Origin of the sequence: Citrobacter arsenatis (assembly GCF_004353845.1) — a bacterium.
Lineage (GTDB): Bacteria > Pseudomonadota > Gammaproteobacteria > Enterobacterales > Enterobacteriaceae > Citrobacter > Citrobacter arsenatis.
In genome coordinates this window covers 717,309-740,413 of record NZ_CP037864.1, presented here as the reverse complement: position 1 = coordinate 740,413, position 23,105 = coordinate 717,309, and the positions used below count along the sequence as shown (strand labels likewise).

Sequence of the window (23,105 nt, the reverse complement as noted above, 5' to 3'; positions counted from 1 at the left end):
TAATTATTCGACATTCTAAGATAAAACGTATACAGATCACAGGATTACAATAATCACGCTTTCATATGTCCGAAAAAAGCATTTATGAGCAAAAAAAACACTGAATGCTAAAACAGCAAAAAATGCTATTATCCTCATACCTGACGTCAGGTACTCGTTGTTGAAAGGATGAGGATATTTTATGGATCAGGCTGGCATTATTCGCGACCTATTAATCTGGCTGGAAGGTCATCTGGATCAGCCTTTGTCGCTTGACAATGTGGCGGCAAAAGCAGGCTATTCCAAGTGGCACCTGCAGAGAATGTTTAAGGACGTGACGGGCCATGCTATTGGCGCCTACATCCGCGCCCGTCGTTTATCGAAATCCGCAGTGGCGCTGCGCCTGACTGCGCGCCCAATTTTGGATATTGCACTGCAGTATCGCTTTGACTCTCAACAAACCTTTACCCGCGCGTTTAAGAAACAGTTTTCCCAGACGCCTGCGCTGTACCGCCGTTCCCCGGAATGGAGCGCATTCGGTATTCGCCCGCCAATGCGACTGGGTGAATTCGCCATGCCTGCGCACGAATTTGTCACGCTGGAAGATACGCAACTGCTTGGCACCACGCAAAGCTATTCCTGCTCGCTGGAACAGATTTCAGATTTCCGTCATGAAATGCGTATTCAGTTTTGGCGCGATTTCCTTGGCCATGCGCCTTCAATTCCGCCGGTGCTGTACGGGCTGAACGAAACGCGTCCGAGTATTGAAAAAGATGACGAGCAGGAAGTGTTTTACACCACGGCACTGACGCCGGAACAGGCCAATGGCTATGTGCCGTCGGCGCAGCCTATCCTGTTACAGGGCGGCGAGTACGTGATGTTTACCTATGAAGGGCTGGGGACCGGCGTGCAGGAGTTTATCCTGACGGTTTACGGCACATGCATGCCGATGCTGAACCTGACGCGCCGTAAAGGGCAGGATATCGAGCGATACTACCCGGCAGAAGATGCCAAAGCGGGAGATCGCCCGATCAACCTGCGCTGCGAATTCCTGATTCCGATTCGCCGCTAGCGCTGCAGTTCATCCAACGCAGGGGCGTCCAGATGCGAGATGTCCCCTGCCGTTTCAACCACCCATCCCGGCGCCAGCCATAAACTTTCCTGGTAATCGACGCGAGAAATAGAACAGTTGCGCAGACGCAGGCGACGTTCAGCCCATGCCGGTAATCCCAGAATTGTACTCACCAGACAACCCAACGCGATACCGTGGCTGACCAGCAGCGGACGACTCCCCGGCGGCAGGTCCAGACAGGATGCCAGCGCAGCGTTGACGCGATCGCTCAGCTCCTGCATCGATTCCCCTTGCGGAATACGACCATCCACCGTACCGTTCACCAACTGGCGACGCCAGCCCTCTTCCTCCGGCGTCAGCGTATCGATATGACGTTGTTCCAGCACGCCCATATTCAGCTCACGCAGACGGGAGTCATAGGTGATATCACAGCCACAGGCCTGGGCGATGATTTCTGCGGTGCGTCGTGTACGACCTAAATCGCTACTGATGACATGCGTAATACCAAACGAACGGGCGCGTTCACCCACCTGCATGGCTTGCTGTTCACCTTTAGCGGTCAGTGGGCTGTCTGACTGGCCTTGAATACGTCGCTCGGCGTTCCACTGCGTTTCGCCATGGCGAACAAGGTATACCTGTAACATGCTTTTTTTCCGTTATATACTCGTCATACTTTGAGTAGACTCTGCGATGAATTTTCAAACTGAGCTTAATTATGCACAAGGTTATCTCTGCGACCACCAATCCTGCCAAAATTCAGGCAATTCTGCGGGCATTTGAAGAGATTTTCGGGGAAGGATCCTGCCATATTGAACCCGTCGCCGTCGAGAGTGGCGTGCCGGAACAACCTTTCGGAAGCCAGGAAACGCGCACTGGCGCACGAAATCGCGTTGATAACGCGCGCCGCCTGCATCCGCAGGCTGATTTCTGGGTCGCTATTGAAGCGGGAATTGACGATGACGCCACCTTCAGTTGGGTGGTGATTGATAACGGCGTCCAGCGCGGCGAAGCCCGTTCAGCCACGCTGCCATTGCCTGCTGTCATTCTCGACAGAGTTCGCAAAGGTGAAGCGCTCGGTCCGGTGATGTCAGACTATACGGGTATTGATGAGATTGGCCGTAAAGAGGGCGCAATCGGCGTCTTTACCGCAGGCAAGCTGACGCGCTCAAGCGTCTATCACCAGGCGGTAATTCTGGCGCTCAGCCCGTTTCATAACGCCGTGTATCGGTAATGATTTGCGCTACGTTGTAGGCCTGATAAGCACAGCGCCATCAGGCATTTCGCGGCGATGTTGCCGGATGGCGGCTTCGCCTTATCCGGCCTACGACGAATCAGCCGTTTTTGAGTAACACCAGCTCCAGCCAATGACGCAAATCCACCGGGGCGGATTTGAGGCTGTTCGAACCTCGCGTAATGGTGGCAATCCCCGCCCCAAGCTCGTTTTTAAGCTCGCGCTGGCTCATCTCACCGCGCAGCAACTCTTCAATGATACGCACGCGCGTGCCCAACGCTTCGCGCTCATCCGGCGTTAACATTAAATTGAGCAGTGGCAGGTGTAAGTCTTGTTCATAGGCGTGTTTAAGCAGATCGACAAAACGTAACCACTCCTGGTGACGCTGTTCTGCCATCTCTGCTGAATAGGGTGATTGCTGAGTCATAAGTTATCGCCATCGTTGCGGGGGGAAGCGTGCGTGCTTCCCCCTTTTGTACTCTTTAACGAGTACAATAGCATAACACAACCGACACGATCAGTAACGACGTTGCCATTCTGCGTCGTTCATCAACTCAGGTTTATCGCCGAGGAAGTAGCGATAGTACGCATCATAAGCCAGCACGTTCTTCACGTAACCCCGCGTCTCTGAGAATGGAATGCTCTCGACAAACGCGACGGCATCGATCCGGCCCGCGCTATTGCCAAGCCAGGTGCGAACGCGTCCTGGTCCGGCGTTATAGGCTGCCGACGCAAAAATGCGGTTATTACCGAATTGCTGATACACATACTGCAAATAGCTGGTACCAATGTTGATATTGGTATCAGGATCCAGTAGCTGGCTCGGACTGCTGTAACCTGGGATCGAGAACATTTTCACCGTATGCGTCGCCGTGCCCGGCATAATCTGCATCAGCCCGCTGGCGCCGACCGGTGATTTCACTTTCGGGTTCCAGGCGCTTTCCTGACGCGCTATCGCCATCGCATAGCTTGGCTGAATATCCTTGCCGCTGGTGTAGCGGGTAAACAGATCCTTGTAGGCCAGCGGGAAGCGCTCTTCCAGATGATCCCACAATTTACCGGCGATCGTCGCCTGCACGCTCAGATCCCACCAATGATTATTGAACGCGTAACGTGCCAGTTGAGCCTGCTCAGACTTGGTGCGGCTGGTGACCAGATTCGCCCATTCACTGCGCGCGGTATTATCCATGTTCCAGTACATCAGCTCGCGTACACGAGCCATTTCCGGGCCCTGAGTCAACGCTGAGTCAACGTTGGCCGGCGCTTTATCTACTTTCAGCTCGTACTCTTCACCCAGACGCTGTGCCGCCACCATCGGATAGAAGCCGCGCTGCTGCATGAGTTGATGCAGGATCTCTTTGGCTTCCGCTTCGCGTCCGCGCTCCAGCAGCAGATCGGCCTGCCAGTAGCGCCACTCATCTTTCTCTTTTGCTTCCATTGGCAGACGCGCCAGCCAGGTATTCAGGCCACTACGATCGCCGGTTCCCAGCGCCATGCGCACGCGGCGCTCCACAAGCGAGGTGGAATTCGAGCGCATAATGGCGTCATCACGCCATTTGGCCTGCTCGTCGGTGACATCATTGCCCATCAGACGCCAGGCGACAATGTCGCGCAGTTCCTGGGTTTGCTCGTCATTCAACTGCTGTGCCTGCACCAGAGACGGAATCATCAGGCGGGCGTTTTCTACATCCTGACGCGCCACGCTGGCAAAGGCCACCGCCGCCATCTGCCGGGTGAAATCCGTAGCACCGGTGGTGCGAGCAAAGTTCATCACCGAATTCGGATCGTTGGCCAGCGCGATGATCGCCGAAGCGATAGTTTGGTATTGCGCGGGCATCTGTCCAGCCAACACCGTGACCAGACCGGTATTCCCGGCTTTCATCGCCAGACGGATACGCTCCAGATACGCCAGCGGATCCTGGGTGCCTGAGGCGCGCCATACGCCGAATAATTTGTCACAGGCGTTCGGCTGGCTTTTTCCGGTCAACCACAGTTCTTTCGCCCCCTGCCAGGCTTCTTCGGTTTGCCCGGTGCTCCATTTCGCAAAGTAATAGTTACATTGCGCTTCCGTGGTGCCCGGTTTTTCCGGGCTGAACGCTAACAGCCCGCGCCAGTCTTCGCGGCGCGCCAGTTCATTCACGAAACGCGATTGCAGAGTACGCGCCGGAGGCAGCGTCGGGTTGGCGCGCACAAAATTGGTGACGGTAATGGTCGGCTGGTTCATCAGATCGTCAGTAATCTGACGATATTCCAGATAAGGGTACAGAGGATAGTTCTTCAGGCCGGGCATCATCTGCTCTACGACATCCATCTGTCGGTTATCCCAGGCCTGCTTAATTTGCGCATAGCGATTGCGCTGCTCATCCAGGGAATCGGCTCGCGCCACTTGACTGACCGTCAGCAGACATACGCTGGCCGCCAGCAGGTGCCAGGTAAATTGTTTGGCTTTGTCCACAAGCTCTTCCTCTTCTCATGTTACGTCTGTGCAGCATCATGCCGCTTAATTCATTCATGCTAACCAGACATTGCAGAATGCGCCACGTCACGGACACTTTTTTACTTTTGTTGCGAGTGAGATCTGCTGGCTGGGATTGGGCAATGAAAAAGGCTACACTTCGCCTTTGATAACTCTTCACCAAAATAGATGAGAGGCGAGTCCAACGTGGCCCAATTCGTTTATACCATGCATCGTGTCGGCAAAGTCGTACCGCCGAAACGTCATATTCTTAAAAACATCTCACTGAGCTTCTTCCCTGGCGCCAAAATCGGTGTACTCGGTCTGAACGGCGCGGGTAAATCTACCCTGCTGCGTATCATGGCCGGCATTGATACCGATATCGAAGGTGAAGCTCGCCCACAGCCTGGCATTAAAATCGGTTACCTGCCGCAGGAGCCGAAACTGAACCCGGAACATACCGTTCGCGAATCCGTTGAAGAAGCGGTTGCCGAAGTGGTTAACGCGTTGAAAGGCCTGGATGAAGTGTACGCGAAGTACGCCGAGCCGGACGCCGACTTCGATAAGCTGGCCGCGCAACAGGGCAAGTTTGAAGAGATTATTCAGGCGCACGACGGTCATAACCTGAACGTGCAGCTTGAGCGTGCCGCTGATGCCCTGCGTCTGCCGGACTGGGACGCGAAAATTGAGAATCTCTCCGGTGGTGAACGCCGCCGCGTCGCGTTGTGCCGCCTGCTGCTGGAAAAACCAGACATGCTGCTGCTCGACGAACCGACTAACCACCTGGACGCAGAATCCGTCGCGTGGCTGGAACGTTTCCTGCACGACTTCGAAGGCACCGTGGTGGCGATAACCCACGACCGTTACTTCCTCGACAACGTGGCTGGTTGGATTCTGGAGCTTGACCGCGGCGAAGGTATTCCGTGGGAAGGTAACTACTCCTCCTGGCTGGAGCAGAAAGATCAGCGTTTGGCCCAGGAAGCCTCTCAGGAAGCGGCTCGCCGTAAATCCATTGAGAAAGAGCTGGAGTGGGTACGTCAGGGCGCTAAAGGCCGTCAGTCTAAGGGCAAAGCCCGTCTGGCGCGCTTTGAAGAGCTGAACAATACCGAATACCAGAAGCGTAACGAAACCAACGAACTGTTTATCCCACCTGGAGCACGTTTGGGCGATAAAGTCGTTGAAGTCACCAATCTGCGCAAATCCTACGGCGATCGCGTGCTGATTGACGATCTGAGCTTCTCGGTACCGAAAGGCGCCATTGTCGGCATCATCGGTCCGAACGGCGCGGGTAAATCTACCCTGTTCCGTATGATGTCCGGTCAGGAACAGCCTGACAGCGGCACCATCACGCTGGGTGAAACCGTCAAACTGGCCTCCGTTGACCAGTTCCGTGATGCGATGGACAACAGCAAAACCGTATGGGAAGAAGTTTCCGGCGGGCTGGATATCATGCGTATCGGCAACACCGAAATGCCAAGCCGCGCCTACGTGGGTCGCTTCAACTTCAAAGGCGTTGATCAGGGCAAACGTGTTGGCGAACTGTCCGGCGGTGAGCGTGGTCGTCTGCATCTGGCGAAGCTGCTGCAGGTTGGCGGCAACATGCTGCTGCTCGATGAACCTACCAACGACCTGGATATTGAAACCCTGCGCGCACTAGAAAACGCCCTGCTGGAATTCCCGGGCTGCGCGATGGTTATCTCGCACGACCGTTGGTTCCTTGACCGTATCGCCACCCACATTCTGGATTACCAGGATGAAGGTAAGGTTGAGTTCTTCGAAGGTAACTTTACCGAATACGAAGAGTACAAGAAACGCACGCTGGGCGCGGATGCGCTGGAGCCGAAGCGTATTAAGTACAAGCGTATTTCTAAGTAATTATCGTTAAGCGCCGGATGGCGGCGTTACGCCGTATCCGGCCTACGAGGTTAGTGCGACTTGTAGGCCGGATAAGCACAGCGCCATCCGGCATTAAAATCTACCCCTGCTCGCCCATCAGCTCTTTCACCAACTCCACGCAGCGCAGGAATCGACCGTCGTAGTCGGACTCCTGAACGTGCACAAAATTGATATTGTTTTCCTGCAGCATCTCGACCAGCAGCGTCTGAAACGCTTTTCGATCAACCGAGCTGCCAAGACTGCGCAAACCATCCGCCACCCACGGGGTGTTGTTTTCCAGCAGGATCACCAGGTCAAAGCGATACTCGTCAATTAATGCCTGCACAAACGGGTGTTCACGCCCTTCATACTTTTTGCAGAAGGCCTGAGTGGTCACGAAATCGGTGTCGATGAACGCCACTTTATTCGCATACTTAACAGCAAAATCAATGTATTGCGCTTGTCCCAGGGCAATTTTATCGTAGTCGGAATACTGCAACGCCATCTCATCGCCGCCCAAATGGGAGAAAACGTAATCCCGCCCATATTCCCACGCACTGGTGGTGTTAAAGATGTTGGCAAGCTTGTTCACCAGCGTCGATTTGCCGCTCGACTCGCCGCCGAGGATCGCCACGGTGCGCACGAAAAACGGCTTCACTTCGGTCGGAATATACTCCCAGTAGCGAAACGGGTTTTCACGGATTTGCCCGCCGCTGATGCTCATAAACGTCCGCTTGGGATCCACCAGCACGGTTTCAATACCCAGATGTTCGAGATACTGCGGGGCATCCGACTCTTCAGAGGTGTAGATCCAGTTTGGCTGGATACCTTTCTCCTGCATAAACGTTTTGATCCCGTTGCTCCACACGTCCCAACCGTGCGGATACGGCTCCATGCCCTCTTCATTGAAGGCATGAATACGGATATTTTTCTGATACTTAAAGGTTTGCAGCAGCCAGCGCAGACGATCGGGCACCGTAGGCTGTTGTGACATGGCGCTGTCTTCAAACAGACTGCGATCGCGCGTATCGTCATAGCCCATGATGATATGCAGTTCATCGACCTGACTACACGCACGCTGAATAAGATAGATATGACCAGTATGCAGTGGATAAAACTTACCGAATACCACACCAATATTTTTCTGCTGTCGTGGAAACTCCAGCCCGAGAAAACGGTGCAACGCCTCCAGCTTCTGCGCGCTGGGACTTTTGATTTTGGCATTCAACAGTTGGCTTAGGTATCCCTTGGTCATACCACTGGCATCCGCCACCTGTTGCAGGGTACAGCCCTTTTGCTTTATGGCGGTTTTGAGATAGTCGAACGATGACACAAGAGCCTCCTGCTGGAAAAATCGCGTAACACTGCCTGATGGCGCTTCGCTTATCAGGCCTACAACATCAATCCGTAGGCCGGATAAGACGCATTGCGTCGCCATCCGGCACTTTCACCACATGCAGCCTGATGGCGCTTCGCTTATCTGGCCTACAAAATCTGCCGCCGGAAAGACGACGGGCATTTTATTATAGGTCGTCAAACACGCTTAACGCATCCGCAAGCTTCTTAACGCCAAAGACCTGCATCCCTTCCGGTACTTTCTTCGGCACGTTAGCGGCGGGAACTATTGCCCGACGAAAGCCGTGCTTCGCTGCTTCCGAAATACGCTCCTGGCCGCTGGGTACCGGACGGATTTCGCCTGCCAGTCCTACTTCGCCAAAGACCACTAAGTCCTGCGGCAGCGGCCTGTCGCGCAGGCTGGAAACCATTGCCAGCAGCAGCGCCAGATCGGCACTGGTTTCGGTAACTTTTACGCCGCCGACCACGTTGACGAACACGTCCTGATCCGCCATCTGCAAGCCGCCGTGACGATGCAACACCGCCAGCAGAATCGCCAGACGGTTCTGTTCCAGACCGACCGCCACGCGACGCGGGTTCGCCATCATCGAGTGATCGACCAGCGCCTGAATCTCTACCAGCAGCGGGCGCGTGCCTTCCCAGACCACCATCACTGAACTGCCAGAGGTGACTTCATCGCCACGGCTTAAGAAGATAGCGGAAGGGTTGCTGACTTCACGAAGCCCCTGCTCGGTCATGGCAAAGACGCCCAGCTCATTCACCGCGCCAAAGCGGTTTTTATGGCTACGTAGAGTACGGAAGCGGGAATCGGCGTCACCGTCGAGCAGCACCGAGCAGTCAATACAGTGCTCCAGCACCTTCGGTCCGGCCAGCGAGCCGTCTTTGGTGACGTGGCCGACCATCACAATCGCCACACCGCGCGTTTTGGCAAAGCGCGTCAGGTAAGCCGCCGTTTCACGCACCTGGGCCACGCTGCCCGGCGAAGACTGAATATCCGCCATGTGCATCACCTGAATGGAATCGATCACCATCAGTTTCGGCTGTTCTTCTTCGGCAATCAGGCAAATTTGTTCGATACTGGTTTCCGACAGCATGTTCAGGTTCGCCGTCGGCAATCCCAACCGATGCGCGCGCATCGCCACCTGTTGCAGCGACTCTTCGCCGGTGACGTACAGGGTTTTCATCTGCTCAGCAAGTTTGCACAGCGTTTGCAGCAGCAGCGTAGATTTCCCCGCGCCGGGGTTACCGCCAATCAGAATGGCGCTGCCGGGCACCACCCCGCCGCCCAGCACGCGGTCAAACTCTTTAAATCCGGTGGAAAAACGCGGCAGTTCCTCAAGGCTGATATCAGACAGCTTCTGCACTTTTGCGACGCCCGCATTCCCGGCATAGCCGCTGAGCCGCTCGTTACGCGCCACCGTCGGTGACGCGGCAAGACGTACCTCGGTAATGGTGTTCCAGGCCTGGCAGGCGCTGCATTGCCCCTGCCAGCGCGGATAATCGGCCCCGCATTCGTTACAAACAAAGGCGCGTTTAGGAGCTTTTGCCACGTTTTACCTCTTTCGTTAGCGCTTTTGCCGGATGGCGCGGGCGCTTATCCGGCCTACGTCACCTTGCCATCCGGTAATTTATTATTTCTGGTTCATGCTGCCAGAGAGAATGCAGAACACGCCCATCAGGTCAGCGTGACGGATAGTAATCTCCGTCTTTTCATTCACTTTGGGCTTGGCATGATACGCAATGCCCAGTCCGGCAGTTTTGATCATCGGCAGATCGTTGGCGCCGTCACCGATCGCTACCGTCTGCGCCATCGGGATCTCATACTCCTGCGCCAGTCGGGTTAACGTATTGGCTTTGTACTGCGCATCGACGATATCGCCGATCACGTTGCCGGTGAATTTACCGTCCATGATCTCCAGCTCGTTTGCCACAGCCGCCGTCAGGCGTAGTTTGTTACGCAGATAATCGGCAAAGAAGGTAAAGCCGCCGGAGGCGATTGCCACTTTCCAGCCGAGCGTTTCCAGTTTTAACACCAGTTGAGTCAGGCCAGGCATCAGCGGTAGCGTTTCGCGCACCTGGTGCAGAATATTGGCATCAGCGCCCTTCAGCGTCGCTACGCGGCTGCGCAGGCTGGCAGTAAAGTCCAGTTCACCGCGCATTGCGCGTTCCGTGACTTCGGCAACCATCTCGCCGGTTCCGGCCAGTTTAGCAATTTCATCAATACACTCGATCTGGATGGCCGTCGAATCCATGTCCATCACCAGTAAACCCGGCGTGCGCAGGTGCGGAATTTTACCCAGCGGTGCAACATCCAGTTTGGCGTCGTGCGCCAGTTTTGCCGCGCGCGGCGTTAACGAGCCCGCCAGACGAATGACCTGATAATCCTCAACGCACCACGCCGCCACGATCACCATCGCCGCGCCCAGTTTACTCTGGTATTGCGTTAACCGTTGTTTATCCAGCCCACGACCGTACAGCAGCCAGCCACTGCGGCCCGCGTGGTAATCCAGCGGCATCACTTCATCACCGCTTAAAGAGAGGGGCAGACCTGGCCACAGAGAGACATCTTCAGGTAGATCGCACCAGGTAATGTTAGGCATTAAAGCTCCTGTAAAATCGTTCGGGTCGGAATCGTCAGGGGAAAATAACGCATGAGGCTACCCTGTAACCAGCGCTTCTGGCAACATTAAGTCTCAAATTTTCAGCAGGTGGAATATGGCTCGCACAAAACTGAAATTCCGACTTCATCGTGCAGTGATTGTATTGTCCTGCCTGGCGCTGCTCGTCGCTCTGATGCAGGGGGCCTCCTGGTTTAGTCAAAGCCACCAGCAACAGCGAAATCCGCAGCTCGAAGAGCTGGCCCGCACGCTGGCTCGCCAGGTCGCGTTAAACGTCGCCCCATTGATGCGTACCGAAACGCCGGATGAAAAGCGCATTAAGGCGGTGCTCACGCAGCTGACGGAGAGTAGCCGTATTCTGGACGCAGGGGTGTACGACGAACAGGGAGACCTGATTACCCGTACCGGTGAGAGCGTTAACGTTCGTGACCGACTGGCGCTCGACGGCAAAAAAGCCGGGGGCTATTTTAACCAGCAGATTGTCGAACCCATTCAGGGAAAAAATGGTCCGCTGGGCTATCTGCGCCTGACGCTGGATACTCACACGCTTGCCACTGAAGCCAAGCAGGTGGATAACACCACCAACATCTTACGCCTGATGCTGCTTCTGTCACTGGCAATCGGTGTGGTGCTGACCCGTACCTTATTGCAAGGCAAGCGTACCCGATGGCAACAATCTCCTTTCCTTCTCACCGCCAACAAACCGGTGCAGGAAGAAGACAACGAGAAGATAGAGTAAAAGCAGTAAAAACCGTAAAACAGAAGGGAAATCAACCATGACATCACTACGCCTGCTTATCTCAGACTCTTACGACCCGTGGTTTAACCTCGCGGTCGAAGAGTGCATTTTTCGCCAGATGCCCGCCACGCAGCGCGTTTTGTTTTTATGGCGTAACGCCGATACGGTGGTGATTGGCCGGGCACAAAACCCGTGGAAAGAGTGTAATACCCGCCGCATGGAGGAAGACAACGTGCGGCTCGCCCGACGCAGCAGCGGCGGTGGCGCGGTATTCCATGACTTAGGCAATACCTGCTTTACCTTTATGGCCGGTAAGCCGGAGTACGACAAAACCATCTCGACTGCGATTGTTCTCAATGCCCTGAACGCGCTGGGCGTAGAGGCCGATGCCTCCGGGCGTAACGATCTGGTAGTCAAAACGCCGGACGGCGATCGCAAAGTGTCCGGCTCTGCTTATCGGGAAACGAAAGATCGCGGATTCCACCACGGCACGCTGCTGTTAAATGCCGATCTCAGCCGCCTGGCAAACTATCTTAATCCCGATAAAAAGAAGCTTGCCGCCAAAGGCATCACTTCAGTTCGCTCGCGGGTGGCGAATTTAACAGAACTGTTGCCGGGCATTACCCATCAACAGGTCTGTCAGGCCATCACGGAAGCCTTTTTTACCCACTACGGCGAACGTGTCGAAGCGGAAATTATTTCGCCGGATAAAACGCCGGATCTGCCGAACTTTGCCGACACCTTTGCCCGCCAGAGCAGTTGGGAGTGGAATTTTGGTCAGGCGCCTGCTTTCTCGCACCTGCTGGACGAGCGTTTCACCTGGGGCGGCGTTGAGCTGCATTTCGACGTCGAAAAAGGTCATATCACGCGCACGCAGGTGTTTACCGACAGCCTTAATCCCGCGCCGTTAGAAGCGCTGGCGGGTCGTCTGCAAGGGTGCTTGTATCGGGCGGATATGCTGCAACAGGAGTGCGAGGCGCTGCTGGTTGATTTCCCTGAGCAGGAGAAAGAACTACGAGAATTATCGGCGTGGATTGCCGGAGCGGTACGTTAATAAAAAAAAGCCGGATGGCGGCTACGCCTTATCCGGCCTACGATCGCGAGCCCTTGTAGGCCCGGTAAGCGCAGCGCCACCGGGCATAACACAGTCTTACTCTTTATCGCCCAGCAGAACGGATTCCAGTGCGATTTTGATCATGTCGTTGAAGGTCGTCTGACGTTCAGCAGCAGTGGTCTGCTCGTGAGTACGGATATGGTCGGACACGGTGCAGATGGTCAGCGCTTTCGCACCAAATTCAGCCGCAACGCCGTAGATGCCCGCCGCTTCCATTTCCACGCCCAGCACGCCGTATTTTTCCATCACATCGAACATTTCACCGTCCGGAGAGTAGAACAGGTCAGCGGAGAACAGGTTACCCACGCGTGCGTCCACGCCCAGTGCTTTTGCCGCATCAACGGCGTTACGCACCATGTCGAAGTCAGCGATAGCGGCGAAGTCATGGTCTTTAAAGCGGATACGGTTAACTTTGGAGTCGGTGCAGGCACCCATACCGATAACCACGTCACGCAGTTTCACGTCCATACGCACAGCGCCGCAGGAGCCGACGCGAATGATTTTCTTCACGCCGAAATCGGTGATCAGCTCTTTGGTGTAGATGGAGCAGGAAGGGATGCCCATACCGTGGCCCATTACGGAGATCTTACGGCCTTTGTAAGTACCGGTGAAGCCTAACATGCCGCGAACGTTGTTCACTTCACGAACATCTTCGAGGAAAGTTTCAGCAATATGCTTTGCACGCAGCGGGTCGCCCGGCATCAATACGACGTCAGCGAAATCACCCATTTCTGCATTAATATGTGGAGTTGCCATTTTTTATCCTTATCTTGTTGTTATTGCCTGGTGGCGGCTACGCCTTATCAGGCCTACAAAACGTATTCAAATACCCTAAGGATTTCGCGTTGTAGGAAGGCGACGAATTCGTGAATCCCCGGAGCATAGATTAACTATGTGACCGGGGTGAGCGAATGAAGTCAACGCATCTACAGCGCGAAAGACAACGGGTATTACAGCATGTTTTTACCGTAGTCCATTGGCGACGTACCAAAGTAACTCGCCAGCGTCTGACCGATATCCGCGAAGGTTTCACGGTGGCCTAAAGAGCCCGGTTTCACTTTCGGGCCGTAGACCAGTACCGGAATGTGCTCACGGGTGTGGTCAGTGCCTGTCCAGCTCGGGTCGCAGCCGTGGTCGGCGGTCAGGATCAGAATGTCATCTTCACCTACCAGCTCCATCAGCTCAGGCAGGCGGCGGTCGAACAGTTCCAGACCCGCGGCGTAACCGGCGATATCGCGACGATGTCCCCAGGAAGAGTCGAAATCAACGAAGTTGGTGAAGACAATAGTCTTATCACCGGCTTCTTTCATCTCTTTGATGGTGGCGTCGAACAGCGCGTCCAGACCGGTGGCTTTCACTTTTTTGGTGATGCCGCAGTTAGCGTAGATATCCGCGATTTTACCGACGGAAACCACGTGACCGTCTTTCTCGTCGACCAGTTTCTGCAGCACGGTCGGTGCTGGCGGCTCAACGGCCAGGTCGTGACGGTTACCGGTACGCTGGAAGTTACCGGCCTTATCACCGATGAACGGACGTGCGATAACACGGCCGATGTTGTAACCACCTTCGGTCAGTTCTTCACGTGCGATTTCGCACAGCTCGTAGAGTTTATCCAGACCAAACGTCTCTTCATGGCAGGCAATCTGGAACACGGAGTCAGCGGAGGTATAGAAAATCGGCTTGCCGGTTTTCATATGCTCTTCACCCAATTGATCCAGGATCACGGTACCGGAAGAGTGGCAGTTGCCGAGGTAGCCCGGCAGGTTGGCACGTTTTACCAGCTTATCCAGCAGTTCCTGCGGGAAGCTGTTTTCATGATCGGAGAAATAACCCCAGTCAAACAGAACCGGAACACCCGCGATTTCCCAGTGGCCAGACGGCGTATCTTTGCCGGAAGAGAGTTCATGCGCCCATGCGTAGGCACCGATCACTTCCGCGTTACCGTCCATGCCAGCAGCAATTTTACCGGTAGAACCTTCGTGAGCTTTCACCAGGCCCAGGCGGGTCAGGTTAGGCAGAGTCAGTGGACCTTTGCGACCATTGTCAGCTTCACCTTTCGCACAGGCTTCTGCAATGTGTCCCATAGTGTCTGAGCCTACGTCGCCAAAGCGATCCGCATCTTCAGTCGCACCAATACCAAAGGAGTCCAGCACCATAATAAATGCACGTTTCATATTAATCTCCGTACCTTTTGCGCCGCAAAAAAGCGATCAGATCAGTATACAGTTATTCGGTTATACGACGATAGACTGTCGGTGTAATTTCTGGCGCTTTATCGTCAAGGCTGATTGCCGCTTTGACCGCTTTCGCCGCTTCCTGCCAGCTGGCTTCATCTTTGGCGTGGATCACCGCCAGCGGGCGCTGTCCGTCTACGCTGTCGCCCAAACGCGCCATGTCGCTAAAGCCAACGCTGTAATCGATAGTGTCCGATGCCTGACGACGACCGCCACCCATGGAAACGACCGCCATTCCCAGCGCACGGGTATCCATAGCGCTGACAAAGCCTTCGGTATCAGCATATACCGCTTTGCTGAGCATTGCCGTCGGCAGGTACTTCGCATAATTTTCGACGAAATCGGTCGGGCCTTTCTGCGCCGCCACCATGCGCCCAAAAATCTCTGCCGCTTTGCCGTTATCCAGCACCGCCTGCAATTTCGCACGGGCTTCGGCGTCATCTTTCGCCAGCTTGCCGGAGATCAGCATTTCCACGCACAGCGCCATGGTGACGTCTAACAGACGTGGATTACGGTATTCCCCGGTCAGGAACTGTACCGCTTCGCGGACTTCTACCGCGTTACCTGCGCTGGAAGCCAGCACCTGGTTCATATCAGTTAACAGCGCGGTGGTACGTACACCTGCACCGTTCGCCACGCCGACAATCGCTTCGGCAAGGGCTTCAGAAAGCTCGTAGGTCGGCATAAAGGCGCCGCTGCCCACTTTCACATCCATCACCAGCGCATCCAGACCTTCGGCCAGCTTTTTCGCCAGAATGGAACCGGTAATCAGCGGGATGGAATCCACCGTCGCGGTAATATCGCGGGTGGCATAAAAACGTTTATCCGCCGGTGCGAGCGAGCTGGTTTGCCCAATAATCGCCACACCCACGTCTTTAATAATTTCACGAAAACGCGCGTCGTCCGGGAAGATGTCAAATCCTGGAATGGCTTCCAGTTTATCAAGCGTACCGCCGGTGTGCCCCAGGCCACGCCCAGAGATCATCGGAATATAGCCACCACACGCAGCAACCATCGGGCCTAACATCAGTGACGTTACGTCACCCACGCCGCCGGTAGAGTGTTTATCCACAATCGGGCCGTTCAGCTGCAGGCTTTTCCAGTCCAGCACGGTTCCTGAATCACGCATTGCCATGGTCAGCGAAACTCGCTCAGGCATTGTCATATCGTGGAAGAAAATGGTCATCGCCAGGGCGGCGATTTGCCCTTCGGAGATGGTGTTGTCGCGAATACCATTGATAAAGAAACGAATTTCTTCATCGCTCAGCGCATGACCATCACGTTTTTTACGAATAATTTCTTGTGCGAGAAACACGGTAACCCCCAGGGGAAAAGAGTAGAAGGCCGTTGTAGGCCGGGTAAGCAACGCGCCACCCGGCAATCGTCTTAATGCCGGATGGCGGCTGCGCCTTATCCAGCCTACGTCGCTACAGCTCCGGCAATATAAGGCTTAGTAGCTGCTAGCGCTCTTACCGTCGCCGTGGCCCAGCGCTTTCAGCAGGCTAGCCAACAGGCTGGATGCGCCAAAACGGTAGTGACGGGAATCGGCCCAGTCAGCGCCAAACAGTTCATCAGCAATGGCCAGGAACTGCTGTGCATCTTCTGCAGTACGCACGCCGCCAGCCGGTTTGAACCCTACGGTTTTAGAAACGCCCATGTCGCGGATCACTTCCATCATGATGCGTGCGCTTTCCGGGGTCGCATTAACCGGCACTTTACCGGTAGAGGTTTTGATGAAATCCGCACCGGCTTTGATGGAGATTTCAGAGGCTTTGCGAATCAGCGCTTCTTCTTTCAGTTCACCGGTTTCGATGATCACTTTCAGCAGCACGTTTGCCGCTGCACAGGCGTCTTTACAAGCTTTCACCAGGTCAAAACCAATCTGCTCGTTGCCAGCAATCAGCGCACGATAAGGGAACACCACGTCAACTTCATCTGCACCGTAGGCAATCGCCGCGCGGGTTTCAGCCAGCGCAATCTCGATGTCGTCGTTGCCGTGCGGGAAGTTGGTGACGGTTGCAATACGGATGTCCGGTGTGCCCTGCTCTTTCAGAGTCTTACGCGCAATAGGGATGAAACGCGGATAGATACAGATTGCGGCAGTGTTGCCAACCGGGGTTTTCGCCTGATGACACAGCGCGATCACTTTTTCATTGGTGTCGTCGTCATTCAGAGTGGTCAGGTCCATCAGTTTCAGTGCACGCAGGCTGCTTGCTGTTAAATCGGTCATAACATTCTCCAACGGCATCGCCGTATAAAATTTCACCTTGCGAGTTTGTTAGTATTCTAACATCCGCTCGCTATTACACTTCGATATACATCACAGTTAATGAAAACCACATACAGATTTGCATTACTCTAATGAGATCCACTTCAAATAAATCATCTTTCCTGAGGGGATGCGGTGGCATCAGGCGCATCCGGATCAAAGGTTGCGATGGCGTTGCTTTCTACAATGGCGTCACACCTTCGGGATAAAAAGGAATCAACGATGCCCACTTCAAGCGAACTCGCGCTGCAACAGCGTTGCCAACAAATCGTGACCAGTCCGGTGCTCAGCCCTGAGCAGAAACGCCATTTTCTGGCGCTGGAGGCTGAAAACGCGCTGCCTTATCCGCAGCTGCCTGCACAGGCACGCCAGGCGCTGGATGACGGGGTGATCTGCGATATGTACGAAGGTCACGCCCCGTTCAAACCGCGCTATGTTTTACCCGACTATGCGCGTTTTTTGGCTAATGGCTCATCGTGGTTGGAGCTGGAAGGCGCCAGCGATCTTGATGACGCATTATCCTTACTCACCATCCTGTACCACCACGTTCCGTCAGTGACGTCGATGCCGGTCTATCTCGGTCAGCTCGACGTCCTGTTGCAACCGTATGTTAGAATTCTAACACAAGAAGAGATCGATATTCGAATAAAACGTTTCTGGCGTTATCTCGACAGAACCCTACCAGACGCGTTTATGCATGCCAATATCGGCCCCGCCGATACGCCAGTCACGCGTGCAATTTTACGCGCAGATGCAGAGCTAAAGCAGGTTTCGCCTAATCTGACATTCATTTATGATCCGCAAATCACACCTGACGATCTACTGCTCAACGTGGCGCAAAATATCTGCGAGTGCAGTAAGCCGCATATTTCCAACGGACCTGAAAATGATAAAATTTTCACAAAAGGTCAGTATGGCGTCGTCAGCTGTTACAACTCTTTACCGCTCGCCGGGGGCGGAAGCACGCTGGTCAGGCTTAATCTGAAAGCCATCGCAGAGCGCAGTACCTCTGTCGATGACTTCTTTACGCGCACCCTACCGCACTATTGCCAACAGCAAATCGCCATCATTGATTCACGATGTGAATTCCTCTATGAAAAATCACATTTCTTTGAGAATAGCTTCCTCGCTCAGGAAGGGTTGATTGATCCCGAACGTTTTGTGCCAATGTTCGGCATGTATGGCCTGGCGGAGGCAGTGAATCTGCTGTGCGATAAGGCGGGGCAGAAGGCTCGCTACGGCCAAGATGCGTTCGCCAATCAGCTCGGCTATCGCATCAGCGCCCAACTGGCGGAGTTTGTAGAAAGCACCCCGGTGAAATATGGCTGGAATCAGCGTGCGATGCTGCATGCACAGTCGGGGATCAGTTCCGACATCGGCACCACGCCGGGCGCGCGTCTGCCCTACGGCGATGAGCCGGATCCGATCACCCATCTGCAAACCGTCGCGCCGCATCACGCGTTTTATCACGCCGGGATCAGCGACATTCTCACGCTGGATGAAACCATCAAGCGTAATCCTCAGGCGCTGGTGCAACTGTGCCTCGGGGCGTTTAAAGCCGGAATGCGCGAATTTACCGCCAACGTGAGCGGCAACGATCTGGTGCGCGTCACCGGCTATATGGTGCGCCTGTCGGATCTGGAAAAATATCGCGCCGCAGGTTCACGCACCAACACCACCTGGCTTGGCGAAGAAGCCGCGCGCAATACGCGCATTCTGGAACGACAACCTCGCGTGATTAGCCATGAACAGCAGATGCGCTTCAGTAAGTAGGCTGATTCCTTTCTCCTGCGTCGACGGGCCGGGCAGTCGCCTGGCTCTGTTTCTGCAAGGATGCAACCTGCGTTGTAAGAATTGCCACAATCCGTGGACGATGGGACGCTGCAACGATTGCGGGGAGTGTGTACTGCATTGCCCGCATGAGGCGCTGAGCCTGAGCGCGGGGAAAGTTTGGTGGCAGTCCGATATATGTCAGCAGTGCGATACCTGCCTGCACATGTGCCCCCAGCAGGCCACACCGATGGCGCAGAACATGAGCGTTGAGGAGGTGCTGGAGTATATTCGCAAGGCAGTGCTGTTTATTGAGGGAATTACGGTCAGCGGCGGCGAAGCAACCACCCAGTTGCCGTTTATCGTGGCGCTGTTTAGCGCGATCAAAACCGATCCTCAGCTACAACACCTGACCTGCATGGTAGACAGTAACGGCATGCTGAGCGAAACCGGCTGGCAAAAAGTGCTACCGGTGTGCGACGGCGTGATGCTTGATTTAAAAGCCTGGGACAGCGCGTGCCATCAGCAGCTGACTGGCCGCGATAACACGCTGATTAAACAGAGCATTACATTTTTATCCGGGCAGGGAAAACTAGCGGAGCTGCGCCTGCTGGTGATTCCTGGTCAGGTGGATTATCTACAGCATATCGATGCGCTGGCGGCGTTTATCAAACGTTCAGGTAATGTGCCAGTGCGGCTGAATGCCTTTCATGCGCACGGGGTATACGGCGAAGCGAAGGCGTGGCCGAGTGCTACGCCGCAGGATGTCGAACAACTGGCGCAAAGGTTGCGTGAACGCGGGGTGGATAATTTGCTCTTCCCGGCGCTGTACCTGTGATTGCCGAATGCGACGACATGCCTGATGCGCTTCGCTTATCAGGCCTACGGCGCTACGGCGCGCACTTCTGTAGGCGGATCAGGCGCAGCCGCCATCCGGCGGAGATATGCCTGATGCGCTTCGCTTATCAGGCCTACGGCGCACACTTCTGTAGGCCGGATAAGGCGCAGCCGCCATCCGGTGAAGATATGCCTGATATGTTTCGCTTATCAGACCTACGGCGCGCACTTTTGTAGGCCGGATAAGGCGCAGCCACCACCCGGTGAAGACATGCCTGATGCGCTTCGCTTATCAGGCCTACGGCGCGCACTTCTGTAGGCCGGATAAGGCGGCGCCCAACAATCACACGTTAAACAACGCCGTGGTATTGCGATACAGCGCGTCAGCGATCACGTCCGCAGGTTCCGGGCGCAGCTCGCATAAGACGTCAAAGACCCTGACCACCTGTTCCGGGCGGTTGGTCTGTCCCTGAAAGCCGTTGAGCGGCATATCCGGCGCGTCGGTTTCCAGCAGCAGCGAGTCCAGCGGCAGTTGTGCCATCACTTCGCGGGTTTTGCTGGCGCGCGGATAGGTAATGGTGCCGCCCACGCCAATTTTATATCCCAACTGCACAAAACGTTCGGCCTGCTGCACGCTCCCGGAAAACCCATGCACCACGCCGGTTCGCGGCAAAGCATGGCGTTTCAGGTGCATCGCCAGCTTGTCATGAGTGCGCCGCGAATGCAGGATCACCGGCAGTTCATAACGCTTCGCCAGCTTAAGCTGCGATTCCAGCACCCGTTCCTGTTTGTCGAATTGTGGATCGTCCCGATACAGATCGAGCCCAATCTCACCTACCGCCACCAGCTTTTGCGGACGCTTATCCAGCGCCTGCTGCAACTGGTCCAGGCAGTCATCGCCATGTTGTTCAATAACAATGGGATGCAGCCCCAGAGCAGCAAACAACGGCGGATAATTTTCCGCTAACGCCAGTACGCGGGAAAAATTCGCCGCCTGAATGGCCGGGACGATAATACCTTGCACGCCGACGTCAGCCGCGTGCTGAATGCTGGCAGATTCATCGCCGGTAAACGGCGGGAAATCAAAATGACAATGCGTATCGATAAAACGATAACTCACGCCAAATCCTCATTATTAAACGTAGCGTCGTTCGCCTGAGGCGCATTGGTCACCACCGGTGCGTGGGCATCGTTGGCCACCGGCGTGGGAGGAACCACCACCGGCCCCGGCACCACAATCTTCGGCGTCTGACGAGGCAGAGGCGCGTTTTTCGCCAGCAGTTTGCCGACCGTCGCCAGGAAGTAACGACCACACAGGCGTCCGGTCTTGTAATCTTCCCGCAGCGCCGGAATACGGCTTCCCAACGCCATGCTATGGAGCGGTTTGGGTGGATAGATTTCAAAGATACGCAGCTTACCCGGCGGCTTCTCAATAAAACTCTGAATCGCACGATAGCTGGCTTCATGGTGCTGAACCAGGTTCAATAGCGGTTGCAGACTGCTTTCGCCCAGCCAGCGTTCCATTCGCTTAAACCACTGCGGGGTGTAGTACATTTGCGAAGGCACGGTGCGGATAACCACCAGCGTTTTTGCCCCCTGCTTCGCTGCTTCCATCACGGGGATGGCGTCGCTGACGCCCCCATCAAGATAGTTCACGCCATCCAGCGCAACCCCTGTGCGGTAGAACCCGGGAATCGCGCTGGAGGCACGAATAAGATCGAGCCAGTTTTGCCGGTTCGGCGAGAAATAGCCCGGCGTGTAGTCATCGCCCCGACAGGCGCACATATAAAACGCTTTCCCTGCGGCAAACAGGCGCTCAGCATTATCCATTGCCAGCGGCATTTGGGAGGCGGTTGAATCCACCAGCCAGTCGAGATCGATTAAGTTTCCCCCGCGCACAAAGCGCACCGGGTCAAAAAATTCGCGTCGGGTGGTGTATCGCATAATAACTTTGCGGCCGTAACCAGGCTGATTACAGAGATAAGCTGAAAGATTTTGCGCGCCGGCGGACGTCCCGTAGAAGAGATCAAAGGGATTGAACTGCGCGCGCATGAATTCATCCAGTACGCCAGCGGTGAAGATGCCTCTTTGTCCGCCGCCCTCACACACCAGTGCCACACTGCCTGGTTGGAACGGACGTAACGATAACGGCGCGATATTACCGAGCGTAACGGGTATTCTCTGCCCCACCTCTGCCTTCCTGTTGTTTTTGTAATAGAGCAACAAAGTAACGCAAATCGCCAGACGCTAAAACCTTAAAAGCCAGTCCAATGGACTGGCTGAGTAGCAAGATATCTTTACGGTTAATCCCCAAAATAATTCGAGTTACAGGAAGACGGCAAGTGCGAGAGTCCCGATGAGCTTACGCTGGTAAGTGATTCGGGTGAGCGCGCGCAGCCAACGCCCCTGTAGCTTGAAGAATAAAGGGGATGGGCTAGGGTCGTTTACGCCCGGTAAACAGGCTGACCAGGAACAAAATGATCCCCACCACAAAAACAATTTTCGCTGCGCCTGCAGCGGTACCCGCCAGTCCACCAAAACCCAGTGCAGCGGCAATTAACGCGATAACCAGAAATATGATGCCCCATCGAAACATGCGCTTCTCCTTTACCATAGTTAATGTCACCGCTTGATATGAGCACTCAGGCTGCCCATCGGCGATATTTTCAGTGTGGTGCACAACACGCCTCCCGACAAACGTCAGGAGGACGAATTAAGTCTAATTAGTGAGTTTTAAGATCGTTTTTGACGCTTTTCACGCCGTCAATCGCTTTGGCGATACTCTCAGCGCGATCGCTTTGAGCCTGTGATTCAACGGTTCCCGAAAGCTGTACCACGCCATCGGTGGTTTCAACTTTCACCTTGCGGGAAGGGACGATGTCATCGGCCAGCAGCTTGGCTTTTACCTCACTGGTGATTGCCGTATCGCCCGCATAGCCTTTTACTGAGGTGTCTTTGCTATCACGCACGTGCAGTTTGTCGCTGACGGAGGTCACACCCTCAACGCCTTTCGCCACTTTCACTGCTTCTTCAGCCTGCGCCTGGCTTTCAACAAAGCCGCTTAGCGTTACTACCTTCTGATCGGTTTTGACGGAAATATCGGTGCTCTTAATGCTTTCGTGGTCCACCAGCGCGGCTTTTACTTTCGCGGTGATGGTGCTGTCATCCATGAAATTACCGACTTTGTTCATAGAGCTATCGACTTTCTGCCCCGCACTTTCGATACCGGATTGCGCTTTATCTGCCGTCGAGTTTTCTGCATAAGCAGAACTCGTTGCAACAGCGGAGGTTAACATCACGGCCATCAGCGTTTTAGAAATCTTAAGTCCTGTCATTGTCATCGATGTATTCCTGTATGTTTTGCTAAAAGCCAGGCTCTACCGTTAAACGGTCGGAACCAGCAACTAATCTTGTAAGTGGAATAAATATCAGCAATAGAAGCTGCAACAGGCAGCCTAAAAAGCATTAAACGCCGATATTTATGTCATCACATTGTTAAATATAGTTCAGGATTTCGTGATCGCTGCCCGATCTGACTAAAAAACAGGCAAACAAA

At 54.7% G+C, this 23,105-nt stretch carries 21 protein-coding genes; 7 read left to right on the top strand and 14 right to left on the bottom strand.

Annotation, left to right across the window (positions count from 1 at the left end):
• Positions 1–181: 181 nt before the first annotated feature.
• The gene (gene robA, locus E1B03_RS04495) at positions 182–1,051 is read left to right on the top strand and encodes an MDR efflux pump AcrAB transcriptional activator RobA (RefSeq protein ID WP_038637031.1); all 870 of its coding nucleotides are present in this window, start codon (positions 182–184) and stop codon (positions 1,049–1,051) included.
• Here robA and gpmB read toward each other — a convergent pair.
• Positions 1,048–1,695 carry a 2,3-diphosphoglycerate-dependent phosphoglycerate mutase GpmB gene (gene gpmB / locus E1B03_RS04490; RefSeq protein WP_103768461.1) on the bottom strand — a complete coding sequence of 216 codons (648 nt, stop codon included), beginning with the start codon at positions 1,693–1,695 and terminating at the stop codon, positions 1,048–1,050. The genes robA and gpmB overlap by 4 nt on opposite strands.
• A 71-nt stretch (positions 1,696–1,766) precedes the next feature.
• On the opposite strand from gpmB, the gene yjjX reads away from it, so the two are divergent.
• Positions 1,767–2,282: an inosine/xanthosine triphosphatase gene (yjjX, locus tag E1B03_RS04485; RefSeq protein ID WP_103768462.1), complete on the top strand. Its 516-nt coding sequence runs from the start codon at positions 1,767–1,769 to the stop codon at positions 2,280–2,282.
• Positions 2,283–2,382: 100 nt separating this feature from the next.
• On the opposite strand, the gene trpR is transcribed toward yjjX, so the two are convergent.
• The gene (gene trpR / locus E1B03_RS04480) at positions 2,383–2,709 is read right to left on the bottom strand and encodes a trp operon repressor (protein WP_087052207.1); all 327 of its coding nucleotides are present in this window, start codon (positions 2,707–2,709) and stop codon (positions 2,383–2,385) included.
• 90 nt (positions 2,710–2,799) lie between these two features.
• Entirely contained in the window at positions 2,800–4,737 is a 1,938-nt protein-coding gene (gene sltY / locus E1B03_RS04475) for a murein transglycosylase (RefSeq protein ID WP_103768463.1), read from the bottom strand.
• 207 nt (positions 4,738–4,944) lie between these two features.
• Here sltY and ettA point away from each other — a divergent pair, with 207 nt between their 5' ends.
• Positions 4,945–6,612: an energy-dependent translational throttle protein EttA gene (gene ettA / locus E1B03_RS04470; RefSeq protein ID WP_043018346.1), complete on the top strand. Its 1,668-nt coding sequence runs from the start codon at positions 4,945–4,947 to the stop codon at positions 6,610–6,612.
• 100 nt (positions 6,613–6,712) lie between these two features.
• Here ettA and nadR read toward each other — a convergent pair whose 3' ends face one another.
• The 3 genes from nadR to serB form a co-directional block, all read right to left on the bottom strand.
• Positions 6,713–7,945, bottom strand: a complete 1,233-nt coding sequence (nadR, locus tag E1B03_RS04465) for a multifunctional transcriptional regulator/nicotinamide-nucleotide adenylyltransferase/ribosylnicotinamide kinase NadR (RefSeq protein ID WP_133085749.1) — start codon at positions 7,943–7,945, stop codon at positions 6,713–6,715.
• A 190-nt stretch (positions 7,946–8,135) separates the two neighbouring features.
• On the bottom strand, positions 8,136–9,518 hold the full coding sequence (gene radA, locus E1B03_RS04460; RefSeq protein WP_003829944.1) for a DNA repair protein RadA: 1,383 nt from the start codon (positions 9,516–9,518) through the stop codon (positions 8,136–8,138).
• An 81-nt stretch (positions 9,519–9,599) separates the two neighbouring features.
• A complete protein-coding gene (gene serB / locus E1B03_RS04455) occupies positions 9,600–10,568 on the bottom strand; it encodes a phosphoserine phosphatase (protein WP_003829946.1) in 969 nt (322 codons plus the stop codon).
• A gap of 115 nt (positions 10,569–10,683) precedes the next feature.
• On the opposite strand from serB, the gene E1B03_RS04445 reads away from it, so the two are divergent.
• Both E1B03_RS04445 and lplA read left to right on the top strand, forming a co-directional pair.
• Complete coding sequence (locus E1B03_RS04445; RefSeq protein ID WP_003019032.1) at positions 10,684–11,325, top strand: YtjB family periplasmic protein; 642 nt, start codon at positions 10,684–10,686, stop codon at positions 11,323–11,325.
• 37 nt (positions 11,326–11,362) lie between these two features.
• Positions 11,363–12,379 (top strand): lipoate--protein ligase, encoded by a 1,017-nt coding sequence (gene lplA, locus E1B03_RS04440; protein ID WP_133085748.1) that lies wholly within the window; start codon positions 11,363–11,365, stop codon positions 12,377–12,379.
• A 96-nt stretch (positions 12,380–12,475) separates the two neighbouring features.
• Here the strand turns inward: lplA and deoD are convergent, their stop codons facing one another.
• From deoD to deoC, 4 genes are all read right to left on the bottom strand, one after another.
• Positions 12,476–13,195 (bottom strand): purine-nucleoside phosphorylase, encoded by a 720-nt coding sequence (gene deoD / locus E1B03_RS04435; protein ID WP_000224864.1) that lies wholly within the window; start codon positions 13,193–13,195, stop codon positions 12,476–12,478.
• A gap of 194 nt (positions 13,196–13,389) precedes the next feature.
• Complete coding sequence (gene deoB, locus E1B03_RS04430; RefSeq protein ID WP_043018340.1) at positions 13,390–14,613, bottom strand: phosphopentomutase; 1,224 nt, start codon at positions 14,611–14,613, stop codon at positions 13,390–13,392.
• A 52-nt stretch (positions 14,614–14,665) separates the two neighbouring features.
• Positions 14,666–15,988, bottom strand: coding sequence for a thymidine phosphorylase (gene deoA / locus E1B03_RS04425; protein ID WP_043018339.1), 1,323 nt, complete (start codon positions 15,986–15,988; stop codon positions 14,666–14,668).
• A 135-nt stretch (positions 15,989–16,123) separates the two neighbouring features.
• On the bottom strand, positions 16,124–16,903 hold the full coding sequence (deoC, locus tag E1B03_RS04420; protein WP_003019042.1) for a deoxyribose-phosphate aldolase: 780 nt from the start codon (positions 16,901–16,903) through the stop codon (positions 16,124–16,126).
• A 261-nt stretch (positions 16,904–17,164) separates the two neighbouring features.
• Between deoC and E1B03_RS04415 the strand changes: the two genes are divergently transcribed.
• Entirely contained in the window at positions 17,165–18,715 is a 1,551-nt protein-coding gene (locus E1B03_RS04415; RefSeq protein WP_133085747.1) for a YjjI family glycine radical enzyme, read from the top strand.
• Positions 18,687–19,550, top strand: a complete 864-nt coding sequence (locus E1B03_RS04410) for a YjjW family glycine radical enzyme activase (RefSeq protein ID WP_133085746.1) — start codon at positions 18,687–18,689, stop codon at positions 19,548–19,550. Before E1B03_RS04415 ends, E1B03_RS04410 begins: the two co-directional genes overlap by 29 nt.
• Positions 19,551–19,892: 342 nt before the next feature.
• Here E1B03_RS04410 and E1B03_RS04405 read toward each other — a convergent pair whose 3' ends face one another.
• The 4 genes from E1B03_RS04405 to osmY all read right to left on the bottom strand — a co-directional run bounded on the left by E1B03_RS04405 (position 19,893) and on the right by osmY (position 22,890).
• Positions 19,893–20,669: a metal-dependent hydrolase gene (locus E1B03_RS04405; protein WP_133085745.1), complete on the bottom strand. Its 777-nt coding sequence runs from the start codon at positions 20,667–20,669 to the stop codon at positions 19,893–19,895.
• Positions 20,666–21,739: a patatin-like phospholipase family protein gene (locus tag E1B03_RS04400; protein ID WP_133085744.1), complete on the bottom strand. Its 1,074-nt coding sequence runs from the start codon at positions 21,737–21,739 to the stop codon at positions 20,666–20,668. Before E1B03_RS04400 ends, E1B03_RS04405 begins: the two co-directional genes overlap by 4 nt.
• Positions 21,740–21,983: 244 nt before the next feature.
• Positions 21,984–22,145 carry a DUF1328 domain-containing protein gene (locus E1B03_RS04395; protein WP_003019081.1) on the bottom strand — a complete coding sequence of 54 codons (162 nt, stop codon included), beginning with the start codon at positions 22,143–22,145 and terminating at the stop codon, positions 21,984–21,986.
• A 127-nt stretch (positions 22,146–22,272) separates the two neighbouring features.
• Positions 22,273–22,890: a molecular chaperone OsmY gene (osmY, locus tag E1B03_RS04390; protein WP_133085743.1), complete on the bottom strand. Its 618-nt coding sequence runs from the start codon at positions 22,888–22,890 to the stop codon at positions 22,273–22,275.
• Positions 22,891–23,105: the final 215 nt, after the last annotated feature.